Origin of the sequence: Catalinimonas locisalis, assembly GCF_038039535.1 — a bacterium.
Lineage (GTDB): Bacteria > Bacteroidota > Bacteroidia > Cytophagales > Cyclobacteriaceae > Catalinimonas.
On sequence record NZ_JBBPHP010000008.1, the window covers coordinates 53296 to 69021 of the forward strand.

Sequence of the window (15726 nt, forward strand, 5' to 3'; positions counted from 1 at the left end):
CTTAATTTTTCTGCTGGACTTTAGAGGTTAAAGTCGCCAGTTGCTCACTAATCTTTAATACTACTTCATTAATGGTATTGATCATATATTCTTGCTCAGATAAAGGACTGTCTGCTTTAAATGGTTTATTCGCATCATAAGATACATTTACTGACTGACTTATTGAAGAAAGTTTCTCTTTAGATTGACTAGAAATAGGCAAATTTAGACTAGCCGTTTTGATTTGGTCTTTGATCAGATCGTGTGTGGCGGAAAGAGACTCGTTAACACTCTCCAATTGTGGATTATCATTACAGGTTTTACAACCCTCTATCAGTTTTTTGGTGCTGGCGATTTGCTGCTCCAACGTTTCATCAAGCTTATTTAATGAGCCGAGAAAGTTATATTCAGCAGTGCTCAGATCATTCTCTTCTTGGCTTACTGCATCACCTTGATTTGTTTCTGTAGTTGAGATAACAGCTTCTTCTTCTTTCTCATTAGTGCTGATGGCTGTTTTATACTGATTGAGATTTTCATCTGTAAGAGAAGATTGCGCTTTCACTTCAACTTCTGAATCAGTGCTCGTTTTTTTCCCTTTCCAGGCTATCACTGAATATACCAAAACGAGCAATATTAAAGCGAATACTAAAACGAAAGGCCATTTACTCTTGAACGTACTAAAGATATCTTTCTTCTGTTCGAGAGCCATGATTGGGGCATCCTCAACAGTTACATAGATTGCCGTAATATTATCTGTTCCGCCGGCATGATTGGCTGCATCAATTAATACTTCGGTTGTTTGCTCTACATCATTCTCACGTTCCAGAATTTGCTGTATCGCAGCATCGCTCAACATCCCGTTCAGGCCATCGCTACAGAGCAGTATTTTTTCACCCTTAATCAGCTTTTTACTGAGATAGGATGGCTTAGGTTTTGAATCTGTACTCCCCAATACCTGAAGAATAATATTGCTTTGATCATGTACTCTGGCTTCTTCGGGAGAAAGTTCTCCACTCAGTACCATTTGCCAGACCAAAGAATGGTCGTCAGTAATGGGCTTGAGAGTATGTAGCTGTCTGTTTTGGTAAACATAACAACGGCTATCTCCACACCATACAATATGTAACTGATTAGCGATAACCCAGGCAAGTACCGCAGTAGTACCCATACCTTCACATTCCGGATGCTGGCTGGCATGTTGTACCATCTGCTGGTGTGCCTCCAGCAGTAAGTTCTTCAGGTATTTTTCTATATTTCTGGGTGAATCTGGTATTGTTTGTAGTTTAAGGAATCTATCCTCAATTACATTGCAGGCAATGGCTGAAGCTACTTCTCCCGCATTGGCTCCTCCCATACCATCGGCTACCATAAAAATGGTCCCTTTTGGATTATTCTCTTCCTGAGCGAGATCAATAATCACAAAGCTATCTTCATTATGGTCTCGGACCTGCCCTACATTAGTGGCGCCAAAATATTTCAAACTACTTTTTTTGTGCCTCACAATAGTAAAATTTAATGCTTAATTGCTCGGAATAAGATTTGCCTTGATAGGATTAACGGCCTGTAAGACCCAGTTATCCTCTACATCGGTATAAACAGCTACTAACTCAATATCAATCTTACCCAGACTGACTTTTTCTACAAATAAGGCCCCTCCCAGCACTGATCTGTCCTTGAACTGTATGTCTTTTACCTCAGCCATACCTTCATTATCCCAGCTAATTTGATTGAGGCTGATATTGGTGGATTTAATTTCAGCCTCATCCGGGCTTAAATCTGCTTCTACATAATAAACCAGTAATTTACCATTCTGGGGAAGAGAGTCACTGGCATTGAGTCCGGCTATACCTGGCTTAAAGCTCGTTAAAGAGGCATCAAGGTTTAATTGTTTGATCTCGAATACCCTATAGTCGTTATTTGAGTTAATCTTTTTTACTTTGGTTAAAGAACAGGCTGGCTTATGTTCGGATTCATATTCTTTGAAGTTTGGGTCTTCTTTCCAGGGTGACCGTATGCTGCTGGGCATCCATAGGTCTCTATTCACCAGTACTCCTATTCTATATGATTTACCAAAATAATCTAAAATACCTCTTCCTAATTTTTCACCTGAAGCAGACTCCAGCAGATATTCCTGTCTTACCAAATAAATGGCTCCATCAATGGCTTTGTTGACCAGATTCTGGTTGTTCTGTAAAGCTACCAGTTGTGGGATACGGATAGAGGTAGAGTCTATTTGGGCATGGGCCTCTATCTTAAAAAAACATAGGGTAAATAATACCAAAATCAGTTCAACTACTTTTTTCATAGAATTACCTGCTAATATTTTTGATAGGTACCACTGACCCTAATGCATCATCTCTTCCGGTAGAGGGATTGGTATAACCTGCTGATACGATGGCGATAGCTTTTGGTACACCATCTCTTATCACGAAAAGCGGCCCTCCTGAATTACCATTGTCAAAGCCATAGCCAGACACGATGATGGTATTATTATCTAGCTTATCTTTGGCTACGCTAGCCTTACTGTACAATACTTCCAACCCGTTATCATTACCTAACTTCTGAAAGGTATCACCATAAGTATAGCCCAGGCAGTGGAGTTCTGTACCACTTTTGAGCGATGCAGATAGTTGAGGGTCAGCTGCAATAGTACCATTTTTATCTGTCTGAAAATATGCCCAGTCGGTACCGTCATAATGATTAGCCTGTATCAAAACGACTTCCTGCCCATTATATTCTTCTTCAACATGATAGTCGGTAGAGCGGTCAAGCATAAAATCATGATTAGTAAAGTCAAATCGTATTGACTCGTCTGAGGAAACTGCATAGAAATCATACGTTACTGTACCACCCAAACTAGCAAGTAGGTTGAGTTCGTTTTTCTCATAGAAATACATCTCCACACAGTGTCGGGCAGTAACAAATTTACCGTCGTTTAATAAAAAGCCAGTGCAGTGACAATTTTCAGGAAGAGGTTCATCTACCAGCACTTCACCATCCATCTCAGCTTTTACGTTTTTGATGCCCATGTAAAAAACACTTTCCTTTACTTTGGCGATAGCGTTAGCGACTAGTTCTTCGGGGCTTTCTTTTTTTGTGTTATTAATTTGCTGGATAAGCTGTTGTTGTTTTGCAGCAAAATTGGCAACTGTTGATTGAAGTTGCGCCTCCATGTTTTGTCTATCTGCCAGCATCTCCTGTTTTAGTGCTTCGTTTTTCCTGATGGCTAGTGATAAGGAATCAGAGATCGCTTCATTATTCCTGCGTAAGCTGTCAGTTTGACCAGCTAAGACTTCCGTTTCCTGGTTAAGTTGATAAATAAAAAATCCTGCAACTACTCCCCCAATGATCAGTAGACTTATCATAGAAATCACAGCTACTCTATAGGGTCTTACCGCCTGGTTGACTACCAAGCCTATTCTTTTGGTAACTCCCATAGAAGTGGAACCGCTTCTGGCAATGTTAAATCTCAATCGTGGTCCTTCAAAGGAGAGCTGTACTTCATCTCCGTTATTTAACTTCCACTCTTTGGCTACCGGTGAGCCATTAACAAGAGTGGGATTGGTAGCCGATAGGTTTTTGATATATACATCGTTCCCCTTTCTTTCCAGAGCAGCATGCTTTCTACTCACAGTTCCTACCTCATCTGAAAACCTGATGGCGCAGCTGCTTGACCTTCCAATCTCAATGTATGGCACAACTACAGTTTCAAAGCTTGCTACGGCATGCTTGGGCGAAGCTGTAAGGAATTCAAGTGTATAAGCAGGAACATTCTCACCCCCTATGAAAGACATACCTGTCTTAAAGGATTGTGTAGCTCTGGACATAAAAACAATGTGATAGGCTAAGGACTAAATGTAGTTCAATATATTAAAATTTTAATGAAATTCCTCCTTTAGACTGGACCGAACATTTAACAATTACAATAAATAATGTTAAATTTAATTGCTGCTCATATAGCAACATCATTCAATCTCAGATACTGAATTATACACTATGCAGGAGGGTGAAAAAGTAGTCATCTCTGAACAGGACTTTAGGAGAAGGTTTGTTTACGACCATACCAACCTCCTGGGAGAGGGAGGCTTTGCTAAAGTTTATAAGGCCTTTGATCGTCAATTTGAGGAAACTGTCGCACTCAAATTTTATACAAATACTGATGCCCAGAAATATGACATTATAAGTGAGATGCGAAACTCTCGCAAGTTCACGCATAAAAATATCATCAGGGTACATGATGCACGTATTGTCAGGTTTACCAATAGCTTCGGTATAACTGAAGATGTACAGGTAGGGATTCTTGAATATGCCAATGCAGGTAATCTGCAGGACTTTCTGAAGTCATCTCCTTCCAAAGAAGAGTTTAAAGAAGTGATTAAAGAAATCCTTCAGGGACTACATTACTTACACACCGAAAAAAGGGTGATTCACCGTGATCTTTCGCCTGATAATATCCTTATGGTAAAGGAGCGCGATACCTGGATACCCAAGATTGCAGATTTTGGCATATCAAAGGAAATAGATATGAAAACCCTCAACATGGGACAAAAAAAGGTATCTTCAGAGCTTGTGGGGAAGATGGAGTATATGGCACCCGAACAGTTTGATCCTAAAAAATACGGTATCAATCAGCAGATAACTACCAATGTAGACCTGTGGTCATTTGGAGTAATTCTTACTGAGGTATTTACCGATAAATCTCCTTTTGGTGACAGAAATACCTCCCAAAGCCCTATGGAGATTATGCATAATGTTTTACATAACCCTCTACCCTCTGAAATTAAGGAGGTACCTGAGCCCTACAGAAAAATGATTCTTAAGTGTCTTATAAAAGATGCCAAAAAAAGGGTGCAAAGTAGTCTGGAGCTCCTTGATATATTGCAGACTCCGATATCTGAGGAGAGAAAAAACAATAATATCTGGGTTGCTGCGGCGATAGTAATGTTGGTATTACTGGCTTTTGGAGCATGGTTTTTTCTAATGCCTGAAGAAAGAGATAAGGGAGAAGTTGAGGCTTCAGTGCTACAGGAAAATGGTACTGACAATGCTCCTATTAAGGCCAAGGAACTGAACACAATAAATGATGACTCTCTGCAACTTGTGGGAGAAAACAGATTGCCAAATGAAGAATCCGGACAGAAAGTAGTAAAAGCTGATACTTCAATAAAGATTGATTCAGTGTCAGAAAATTTGCTGGAATCAGCACCTGTAAAACAGGGCTTTTCCAATGCTAATAAAAGTGAGCTCTATGATGACGTGTTAAGAGAAATTAAATCTCTGGATAATGAATTTATCAATACAAATCTCAGGTTAAGCCGAATCAATAATTATATCACTGAATACTTTACGGATAAAGAGGCAACTGTTTTGGTCAGCATGAATGACAGTATAGATGAAAAAAATGTTGAAGAATTCATGAGGTTTGTAGTAAATACCTCAGGTATAGAAGCACGTGAATGGGAAATAGACACACTACAAACAAAATTAAGAGGCAGAAAGATTACTTCGCTCTCAATAAAAAAGTTTTAGTCGTTTGAATTATCGTTTAATAATTCTTCCGTGAAAAGTATTACTCTCTTTACCGTCTACTTTCAGCATATAATGATATAGTCCACTGCTGGCATGTTCAGGTAAATATATTTCCATTTCGTAATACCCTGTTGCCAGTGGGTTAAAAGCAGAATTGCTAATCTCTTGCCCCTGACTGTTGTAGATAGTGACATATACATTTTGGATATCCGGCTTTCCTTCGGGAATGGTCAAGGGTAGTTTTATCCTATCCATTGCAGGATTAGGGAAAGGCTGACCTACAATGAGTCGCTGTATATTTAAATTTTCAAAAAGCTCGTTTTTACTGCCGTAATAGATTTGTAGAGGAAGTTTACCATACTCAGGGACAAGGAAGGAATAGAAGCTTTGCTCCTGCATATCAATCAGGCGAATATTGGTTTCATCCCAGAGATATAGCCCCTTAGGTAAATCACTTAAAAGCTGACTTTCCCAGCTCAGTTTGATTTCTTCGCCCGTATTTGCTCCTGCTACTCGTGCATTCCATAAGTAAGTTGGTAGTTGGGGTACTACTGAACGATTATAATTATAGGTTAAGTCTTCTATAATAAATTCAGCTTGTCCCTGTAGCTTGGGAACCTGTAGAGCATCATACCAATCCATACCCTCTTTGGCTTCAGGGTGCATGCCCACGCCAGCACGAGTACTTTTTAAATGTCTTTGTTCTAGGACAATTGGCAGTTCCCAACCTTTACTCTCTATTGCTTCTGTTCGGTTTGTAGCGTTATTTTTTCTGGCAGAAGGAGAAATATATATTTTCTGGTCGTCGGCACCCGGCCAGTTCAGAAAGGCGCCTTCAAAACTGTTGAGCTCACTGGATAATATGTAATCGTCCTCGGTATTCGTCAGGCGGTTAAGCTGCATGAGCTGATCTTTGATGCTACTGTTCAGCGGGTCATTCGCTACACTTTCCCAACTTATGTCAAAGAGGAAAGGGTTGCCAATCAGGTTCCACCCTTCTTTAAGATTGAGCTCATGTGCAATGGGAAAAAGTGTGGCTTCATCTTGAATTGTCATTTCGGCTACCTGCCCTCCGAAGTTAATACCGCTTCTGTTTCTTAAGATCATGAAATAGGCTTGGCCCGGTGAGAAATTGCTAGCTGTAGAAAAGTCACTGGAGCCAAATTCTTTGAAACCTTCATTATTATTGCCAGCGATGTGCCTAAAGAGTCGCCATACACTATCGTTAGGTTGGCTGAGTTCTTCAATGACTGTGTTTACCCTTTGTGCTTCAAAGGGAAAAGCTATGATGTTAAAATCTGAAATAGTAAGTTGTTCAGAAGACTGTTCTCCTATCTGATGCCAGTCAACTGCATTGTTTGAGCTATTAAATGCATTTTGATTGTAACTCCAGTAAGTTACTCCTGTAGTGTCTGAAGTTTTACCTGCAGCATCTGTGAAAGTAAAATTGTACCAGATGCCAAGAGAATCATTTAGTGTAGAAAGCTGGGCAGGAGTGAGAGAGGCAGAGTAGGTGTCTCCAGAAAGAGAAAGTTCTGCTTCCTGTGTATCTGCAGTAGTCTTTGTGAGTCCGGCATATATAAAAGTGTAGCTGGTAATCCCTATGTCATCTGTTGCGTCAATTTCTAGTTGTAAACTGCCGGATTGGTCATGAGATGCAGGATTATTAAAGCTTGCACTTACAATCTGGGGTGGAGCTAAGTCTTCACCTGGATCTACAAATGCATTTACGGTAACGATTACCTCATCACTATCATCATTTCCTTGCTCATTGCTCACCGTTAAGGTAATCGTAGTCCTTCCCAAAGGGAGCGTTATTGTCGGGTTTACTCCTGTAGTGCTGCCGCCATCCCACTCCCAGGTATAGTTGGTTGCATTTAAGGAAGCAGATCCATCCAAAGTTATATCCTCATTACCATTATCATCATCATCGGTTACTGTTTGATCAGGTCCGGCGTCGGCAATGGGAATATTGGGTAGTGAAATAGTAATAGCTACGGGAGTTTCTGAGATTGTCCCTCCTGCTTCATTGTATGCTGAGAAGGTAAAGGAATCACTGCTGTTATCTCCTCCTGCATGCACATAAGTGATGATGTCAGCATTGATATCGGCTTGTGTAAAAGTTTCGTTGGCTGCTAATGCTTGTGCATCTTTTTGTAAAGTACCATTGACAGGTGGGGTGATTAAAGTAAAAATAATCCCCTCAGGCCCACTGTTTTGGTCGGTGAGTTCTAATACAGTTTGGCTGACGATTGCGGATTCACCCTGATTGACAATAATTCCATCATTTGTAGCAATTGTAGGAGGAGGAATGACTATTTCTAAACTTGCAATGATAAAATTTCCCAGAGTAGCAAAAGCCTCTGTAGAACTTATAGTACCCGGAATAGCTGTGGCTGTTCCTCCCAGGTTTTGCCATACTGACCCATTGGACTTAGCGATTCTTACGTTAGTAGCTACATCAACGCCATCATCCGGAGAGACTGGAAGTGTAATGACTGCATCTGTAAAGTTGCTTACCCCTCCATTAGATATCTGCCAGTACCTGCTAGGAGATACGCCTTCCAGTCCTACAGGAAAATCAAGGTTAGGGATACCAGTAGTATTCATTTGTGCAGTATATGTTGTACTGCTGGCATTCGTTTGAGAGAAAGAGAGGGTAATGGGTTTATAAGTAGTGCCGTTCCCTATCGGAAAGCTAAAACTGTGCTCGCTAGAGGATGCTGCTGAATTGATTGCTAACGCTCCATTTACATAGCTGCTCTCCCCCCCCCCTCCAAAACTACCTCTTTCACTAAGTGTCAGAATATTATCAGTGTTAGTAGTGATTATTCCATTGGAAAGTGTCAGGCTACCCATGACCAATACAGGGGTTTGCAGGATTAGTCCGGCACTATTATTCATATTGAGATTATTAACCGTAATTTCCTCGTTTGCCGAAATTGACTGTGACTGATTACCTACAATCAGCAGGCTACCCAGCAGTTGAGTGTTGGTTCCGTTAAAATTTAAATTGCCACTTAGCGATAAGATACTCTGTGCTTCTAAATTGATATCACCATTATTATTCGTAGCTACATTTCCTTCTCCCCCTGTTACTTTTAAATGTACTGCTCCTTTTAGTTGTAGTTTAGCCCCTCCTGTTACTGTTATCCCTTGGCCACAGACTACAGTCGCACAGGTAAGACACCAGCAAATCCACAGAACAGTTATATGTTTAGGCTTCATTTTTATGTTTGTTGTAAGAGTCGCTACTCATGAATGTCTAGGCCAGGAACTATGTTAGCTTTGCCTAAAAATAGGAGCAAAATAGTAGAATCATTATTCCGGCGTTGCCTGAAGGTCACCACCTGGCGTAGTACTTTTATAAATACTTCCCGAGGCAGCATTTGTATTACCTTTCTCGCGAACGACCTGATAGTCTTCAAAGTTTTTACGAACACACTTGACCTCCCAGTCAAATTCGTAAGAACCGCTACCATTCATCAACTCCTGTACTATGATACCCTTCAAATCCTTGGTGGTAACTGCCAGCCCATTTGAGCTGGCAGATAATGGTGTAAGCAGTACAGTCATACTGCTTTCTACCGCCAGCACCCTATAATGTTCAGGAAGGTTAATGGTAGCTTTACCATTTACTAGTTTTGTGGTGCCACGCATGTACATTGCAGCTTCAGGGCCTTCTACACAGGCGTAGACAATTTCTTTAGAAGGGTCCAGCGGATGGTCTTCTACGAATGATTTTACATCAGCAAATATGCGTCCTTGACCCAACGAGTTTACTTCCATTCCAGCACGAGGTGGAACATCATTACTAGTACCGTTAAAAACATATACTCCGCCTCTATTTACTCCGTATTGGCGATTATCCGGGTCAAACACATCATAAGTTGATCCTAGCCTAACGATAGGATGGTTATCAGCACCATCAAGGAAAATATATGCGTAACCATCTTGAGCGATATTAAACCTTCCTTTGTCTGAGTCAGGCTCAGATATACTTCCGGTTTCATCATAGATTCTTATATAACTACTAAAACGTCCACTTCCTTGACTTGTAATTAAAGCGTTATCAAATAAAGTGATATTATCTTCCTGCTGTATACTACTGGAAACTAATGCACTTCCATTCCATCGGGGAACAAAATTGTTGGCAATCGTCCCTACCTGTGGATCAGTTTCTGTGAATTCTCCTCCTCCTTTTAGCGCTTCCCATGCGGACCCATTGTAGAAATAAAATCCAGGTGTACTGTTAGTTTGGTAAATTAACAAGCCATTGGAAGGGCTTGGAATGTTATTTCTTTGTGCAAGTGTCATGCGGGGGACAAGCACTCCCTGATCGGTAGACTGTACATCCAAAATCGCAGAAGCAGCTGGGTTAGCATTGCTTTCTTCGCTGATGACCACACTCTGCGCACTCAGTATCAAAGGAAAGAAAGTGAAAGTGAGAAATAAGTAAGTTAATCTTTTCCAATGATTAACGTTTCTATTTGAATCTATCCTTATCATGGTTAAAGTATTATGAGGTATAGTGTTTATTAGTTTTTAAAAGCTTAGTTCCCACCAGAAGGCACTGTGGGTGTAATGTCAATTTTAGAAGAGTCTGTTTCTCCACCTCCTCCATTTCCACCACCACCGCCATTATCTTGACTGGATATAACTGCAATGATTCCTACAGCTGCAAGGGGTATTCCTATCTTCAATGCCAGAGGAAAGCGAGACTTGATCCGGAATAGACCGCTCTCAGCTTTTCTATCGGTGGCCGGATCATATAAAGTTACACTGTAGTTCTTTCCAGGCTTTTGTTGAACCTTCCAGTTCCATTTCTGCCCATCCAGCCCACGACGGATATCCGCAATTTTATCATTTCCCTGGTAGAGGGTAAGCGTGGCATCATTCAGCGGAGTATTCCAGTTGAAAGCTATATTTTCACCTTTCTTTATGCCAGCAGGTGGCCGAGAGGTAAAAGCTAATTGTGGTATTTTTTCTTCTGAAGAGGCTTCTTCTTCCTGCACCTGAGAAAGCACTGGTTCCTGCTTTTCTTGAACTGTATCGGTGGGAATGAGTACTTCTTCTTCAGTAATAGCTAAAGAATCCTGTCTATCTGAGGCGGCATTGTTTTCTGTTGCCTGAAGCTGAGGCTGAGTGCGATCGTAATTTACTCCGGCTATCCATACCTTCCATCTATCTTCAGTAAGGTCATACTCAGCTCGTAGTGTGGCTTTCCTTCTGATAGGTTTGTACTGGTAATTTTTATAACTGGCATGTTTACCCTTAAACTCACTATTGTAACTAGCTATAACGTAAATAAAGTCTTCCTCTTGCACCTCTGAGAATTCCAGCTCTGTGAAAAAAATGGTTTTTTCGTAATATTTTTGATATTGAAGCTTAAAATTATTCAGATAAGTAGTTACGGGCAGCGCAGATACCTCTATATTATCCTGGGTCAGGTCAATAGGAGTGAGGTCATCCTCAATAATTACCTGATCATCGTAAAATACCTGATTGAAAAGGCTGTCTTTTCTTGAATAACTGCTGACTATATAACGGTCAATTGCTCCCCTGCTTCGTGTGGGGTCAGAGATCAGCTGTAACAACTCTTCAAATTCCTGGATTCTCAATCTCGCTCTCCTTACGATCTGGTTTTTATCAAATTCGGTGAGGGCTTGTGCTGAAAGGCCAGCATTGATAGCAAAAATGCATAAGCATAAAATGATATATGTTTTTCTCCGCATCATTACTTTATGTATAGATGGTTGTATAAGTATTTTTCTTTTTCTTCTTCATTTGCCTGAATTAATGCACGAATCAGCCATCCACTGATGGTATCAGTATTACTTTGTTCTATTTCTTCCACTCGGATAATCCAACGATCCAACTGTAGGAAATGGTAAGCAATGTTCTTCACCCCTAAAAACTCTAAGTCACCCTGAGCAGCCATTTGTAACATCTGATTCATTAAATTTTCTTCAGGCTGTGTATGGTCATAATAATTTTTTGGGTTGGTAAACATCCTTCTCAGCTCCAGGAAGTTTGTTCCATGTCCATTAGGGGGTAATAAGGTGTTAAAATCAAAACTTCCGCAAAAGTCAATATCTGAAGCGTTCAAACTTCTGATTACCCAGTTTACTGTACCTTTTTTAGGATTTGTAACGGTAGACATTACTAATTCAAACGAGATCGCTTGTCCCTGGTAATCAGCCGAACACTCCACGTTTGCATACCAGTTTCTATCATAGAAACTGAGGTAAGGAGGCTTACTGCTATATACTACATCTTCCAGAAACTGCTTGATCTGTTGTTGATCCCAATTTTTACTCTGTAGATCAAATAAACTAAGTACCAGATCTTTTCGGGAGACTTCAAGGTCGTACTGCTCCTTCAGGTATTTTTTCACCAGGGTTGAGTCCGTATTATTGAATCTTTCAATAAACTCATCAATCTGCTTTACCTGCATTGCAAAATTTTCCCGGTCGTACTGCTGTATCATTCCCTGCCCCAGCGCTACATTGGCAAAAACAATCAATATAAGCATCGTTCTAATCATTGGATGTGCTTTTTACTCCTATGTCTGAAAGGAAAACATCCCATTTACTGATCTCTTTACCATCTATGATTTGTTTAAGAGGCTTAACGACTATATCAATATTTTTTTGAGTGACATCCTGATATACCAAAATATTGTCGCTGTTATAACCTTTAAAAATCTGTTCAACAGTAATAATCCCATGATATTCGCCATCATCCCCTTTTTTAATTTGATTCACATAGGCTACCTGATTCCAGAGCAGCTCTACCCGTGCATAAGAAAGTGCTCTGATGTGATTCAGATACTCGCCAATCTTATAAAATTTTAGTTCCTCACGATTAAGACTTGAGACTTCAACCAAACGTTCCTCATCATAAAAAAGCTTTAAAGCTTCAGTTACAGCATCAAATTGATCCAGTTCATCCATACTGGCATCTGATAAAATGCGCAGGTATTCACCAAAAGCACGAGTTTTGGTGAGGGCTCGTCTGGCAAAGTAGTCTTGTTCTTCGGCCGTAAGCTCAATGGTAGTAGAAGGCTCTCTACTGGAGAAGGAGTTCAGGTCTTTTATTTCTGCTAAACAGCGGTTGGCGATAATGGGGTCGGAGATCATCTTGTGAAGTCCGTTTTTGTAAATGATTAATGCTACCTCAGAAGCTTCCAGTAAAAAATACCTACCATTAAAATAATCCTGAAACCCAATCTTATTGTTGATAATCTCTACTTTCTCGGCAGCAAATATTTCTTTTTTCAGGGTAATGATTTTATGATAATTCTGGCCGCTATTTTTTATCCATCGGTATTGGTCATCAGTTGAATTAATGGTTAACACATCACCATTTGCTTTGATGCCAAGGGCTAAATCTGCCAGGTTGATATTTTCATTATCTAATGTAAGGTAGGAATCATTGATACTCTTAATAGCACCTTCTATTTTTGTCCCCTCTTTTGTATAGACAATATCATGGTTAGTCTGACCAAAAGTCAAAGAAGAGATGAATTGTACGGTTAAAATAAATTTGCACAATTTCCTGAGTTTAATTAGCATGTCATAGAAGGTATGCTTTTGTGTAAGGTTAAGCCATATAATTAACTAAAAAGGAAATTTTATTCATAGGAAATTTAAAATTAATATTGATTAGATAGACTTATTCCTGCTTAAATTTCTTATTGTCAAAAAGTCAATACCCACTAGTGAGTATTTTTATGCTGTTGCCTTCTATTTAATATTTTTGAAGTAATTTTTAGGTATGAATGTAGGATATGATTTTTTTAATAAAAGGAAAAATATATGTAATATTAACAAAGCTGTTGCGGTATGTTTTAAATAATTATAGATTTGTTTACATTTATGGTTTTTTTGCAAGAAAATTTTTTGCTCTTTATATTAATGTGTACTATTTTCGCTTAAATCCAAGCTTTTTTTAGACTAGAACTAGTGGGCTGTCTTATTTTATCATATAAATTTACAGCTCATATTAAGGTATTTTTCAGTTCTGAAATAAAGTCTGTTAAATACTATTGAATACTAAAAAATAAAAAAAAGCGGTACAGAAAACTCCGTACCGCTTTCGCTAGCCTCATGTAAACCTCATTAGAAGAGCTTAGATGTGAAAAAATATCAATTACCTAGTTTAAAAAATTAAGCTCAACTATTAACCTTTACTTCACCCTTATATAGTCAAACTTGTTGCCAGCGTGCCAAAACCCTCTAAAAGGGCTAATCTGCACAAAGTGTATGAACTTTATTCTACATCGGCTGGGTAATTATTACCCAGTGTGGAAAACCTGCTGGCTCTGTTAGGGTAAAACTTATTGGTCAAGCCATGCCTTGAATCCTGCCACCCTTTCCCTGCTTACCAGTATGTCTTTGTCATCTGATTGCTTAAGTATCAACCTTAAGCGACTACTGGAGTAAGTGACAATATCTGCTATGGCTTGTACACTGACAATATATTTTCGACTAATTCTAAAGAATACTTTGGGATTAAGGCTGTTTTCCAACTGATCCAAGGAGTAATCAATAATGTAATGCCTTCCGTCAATGGTGTACGTATAAGTCATCTTTTCCCGACTACAGAAATAATGAACGTCTTTTACATCAATTGCTTTGATATGTTCCCCTACCTTTACCACGAAACGACTTTTGTATTCCTGTGTCAGCGCTTTCATGGTTTGTTGAATCTGGCGAAAGTCAATCTGGGCAGATGGCTGAGGAGAATAATGATGCTTAAACTTTGCTAGAGCATCTTTTAACTCTTCTAAAGCTATCGGTTTAAGCAGATAATCTACACTGTTTACCTTAAATGCTTTGATTGCATACTGATCGTAGGCAGTGGTGAATACGACAGGAACACTGAGGGCATACTGCTCAAAAATATCAAAACTCAGTCCGTCTGCTAACTGGATGTCCATAAAGACCAGGTCTGGATTTGGCTGTTCTTTCAACCAATGAACTGATAATTTTACGGTGTCTAATACATCCAGAATTTCAGCCCTGGCATCAAGTTGTTGTATTAGCGAAATTAACCGTTTGGCAGCTGCTTTCTCGTCTTCAATGATCAGTATTTTCATATCTCTGAAAATTTGAGGAGAGGTAGTTTTACTGTAAAATATAGCTCTTCTTCCAGCACTTCAATAGGACGTCCGCTTAGATGTTCGTAACGCGACTTGATATTTTGCAAGCCCAATCCTAAAGAGTATTCATGCTGCTGCTTCCTCTGTAAATTATTTTTTACTATGACATAATCAGATGTGCTTTTAATACAGATGTGCAAAGGATACTCCCTGGATATTTCATTATGTTTGATGGCGTTTTCAAATAACATCTGCAAGGAAAGGGGAGGGATCATAAGGTTTTTATCTTCAGCTAGTTGCATATCAATCCTGAGGTTGTCTTCAAAACGGATTTGGTGCAAAAAAATGCAGGAGCGAACAAAGGCTACTTCTTCACTCAAAGGGACTACCTCTTTGTCCTGGGTATCCAATACGTATCGGTAGATCTCTGAAAGCTTATGAATAAAGCGTGCTGCCTGATCCTGGTCTTCATAAACCAGGTTGCTTAAAGCATTCAGACTATTAAAAAGAAAATGAGGGTTGATCTGATTTTTTAAAGATTCATATTGAGAAGCGATATGTGCTCTTTTAAGTTGTTCTGATTCTATTACGCTCTGACGCCATCCCATCAGGAATCCGCGGCTGGTAAGGAATATTGTGATGACTACCGCTATGCCTAATGGAATGTAAGTGTATGATACATACTCAGCCCAGGTGACGCTGGAAGCACTTTCCCTGAAGCGTATATTGACGAACAGATAGATGGTGATTAGAGAAAACAAAAATGAATAGAATAATAATACTATCACATTGATTATCAGTCTCTTTACCGGAAAGTGTATCCAACTAAAGTGTTTGTCCAAAACATTATTTAGGCGCTCATTACCTAAACCTAGACCTAATGTAAGAATAAAGGAGTATAGAATATCATCCCAGCTATCAATGAGTGTTTCTAAAGAAAAAAACTTTTCAGGAGCCAAGAAAAATACAATGAGAATGGCTATGGCCAGGTTAATTCCAAGTTCTCTTGCAAGCTTACGAAAACGGAGCTGTGGAAAATTTATGCTGTACATATATTTCAAGGTTTCCAAAGATGAGGCCTTTGTCACAGGTAAGCTAAGAAAAATTGCCGA

The 15726-nt window shown here is 39.5% G+C and carries 11 protein-coding genes; 1 reads left to right on the forward strand and 10 read right to left on the reverse strand.

Annotated elements, in window-relative coordinates:
* Nucleotide 1: 1 nt before the first annotated feature.
* From WJR50_RS12570 to WJR50_RS12580, 3 genes are read right to left on the reverse strand one after another with little or no spacing between them, the layout of a single operon-like run.
* Nucleotides 2-1480: a PP2C family protein-serine/threonine phosphatase gene (locus WJR50_RS12570; protein ID WP_341293632.1), complete on the reverse strand. Its 1479-nt coding sequence runs from the start codon at nucleotides 1478-1480 to the stop codon at nucleotides 2-4.
* Between the two features lie 18 nt (nucleotides 1481-1498).
* Complete coding sequence (locus tag WJR50_RS12575; RefSeq protein ID WP_341293633.1) at nucleotides 1499-2284, reverse strand: hypothetical protein; 786 nt, start codon at nucleotides 2282-2284, stop codon at nucleotides 1499-1501.
* Between the two features lie 4 nt (nucleotides 2285-2288).
* Entirely contained in the window at nucleotides 2289-3806 is a 1518-nt protein-coding gene (locus WJR50_RS12580) for an FHA domain-containing protein (protein ID WP_341293634.1), read from the reverse strand.
* A 169-nt stretch (nucleotides 3807-3975) separates the two neighbouring features.
* Here WJR50_RS12580 and WJR50_RS12585 point away from each other — a divergent pair, with 169 nt between their 5' ends.
* Nucleotides 3976-5508 carry a serine/threonine-protein kinase gene (locus WJR50_RS12585; protein WP_341293635.1) on the forward strand — a complete coding sequence of 511 codons (1533 nt, stop codon included), beginning with the start codon at nucleotides 3976-3978 and terminating at the stop codon, nucleotides 5506-5508.
* A 9-nt stretch (nucleotides 5509-5517) separates the two neighbouring features.
* Here WJR50_RS12585 and WJR50_RS12590 read toward each other — a convergent pair whose 3' ends face one another.
* The 7 genes from WJR50_RS12590 to WJR50_RS12620 form a co-directional block, all read right to left on the reverse strand.
* Complete coding sequence (locus WJR50_RS12590; RefSeq protein ID WP_341293636.1) at nucleotides 5518-8736, reverse strand: cadherin-like domain-containing protein; 3219 nt, start codon at nucleotides 8734-8736, stop codon at nucleotides 5518-5520.
* 93 nt (nucleotides 8737-8829) lie between these two features.
* Nucleotides 8830-10017: a phage tail-like protein gene (locus WJR50_RS12595; RefSeq protein WP_341293637.1), complete on the reverse strand. Its 1188-nt coding sequence runs from the start codon at nucleotides 10015-10017 to the stop codon at nucleotides 8830-8832.
* Between the two features lie 44 nt (nucleotides 10018-10061).
* Nucleotides 10062-11246, reverse strand: a complete 1185-nt coding sequence (locus WJR50_RS12600) for a hypothetical protein (RefSeq protein WP_341293638.1) — start codon at nucleotides 11244-11246, stop codon at nucleotides 10062-10064.
* Nucleotides 11246-12055, reverse strand: coding sequence for a hypothetical protein (locus WJR50_RS12605; RefSeq protein WP_341293639.1), 810 nt, complete (start codon nucleotides 12053-12055; stop codon nucleotides 11246-11248). The genes WJR50_RS12600 and WJR50_RS12605 overlap by 1 nt, the downstream gene beginning before the upstream one ends.
* On the reverse strand, nucleotides 12048-13064 hold the full coding sequence (locus WJR50_RS12610; protein WP_341293640.1) for a hypothetical protein: 1017 nt from the start codon (nucleotides 13062-13064) through the stop codon (nucleotides 12048-12050). Before WJR50_RS12610 ends, WJR50_RS12605 begins: the two co-directional genes overlap by 8 nt.
* Before the next feature lie 785 nt (nucleotides 13065-13849).
* The gene (locus WJR50_RS12615) at nucleotides 13850-14611 is read right to left on the reverse strand and encodes a LytR/AlgR family response regulator transcription factor (RefSeq protein WP_341293641.1); all 762 of its coding nucleotides are present in this window, start codon (nucleotides 14609-14611) and stop codon (nucleotides 13850-13852) included.
* Nucleotides 14608-15666 carry a sensor histidine kinase gene (locus tag WJR50_RS12620; protein WP_341293642.1) on the reverse strand — a complete coding sequence of 353 codons (1059 nt, stop codon included), beginning with the start codon at nucleotides 15664-15666 and terminating at the stop codon, nucleotides 14608-14610. Before WJR50_RS12620 ends, WJR50_RS12615 begins: the two co-directional genes overlap by 4 nt.
* Nucleotides 15667-15726 lie beyond the last annotated feature (60 nt).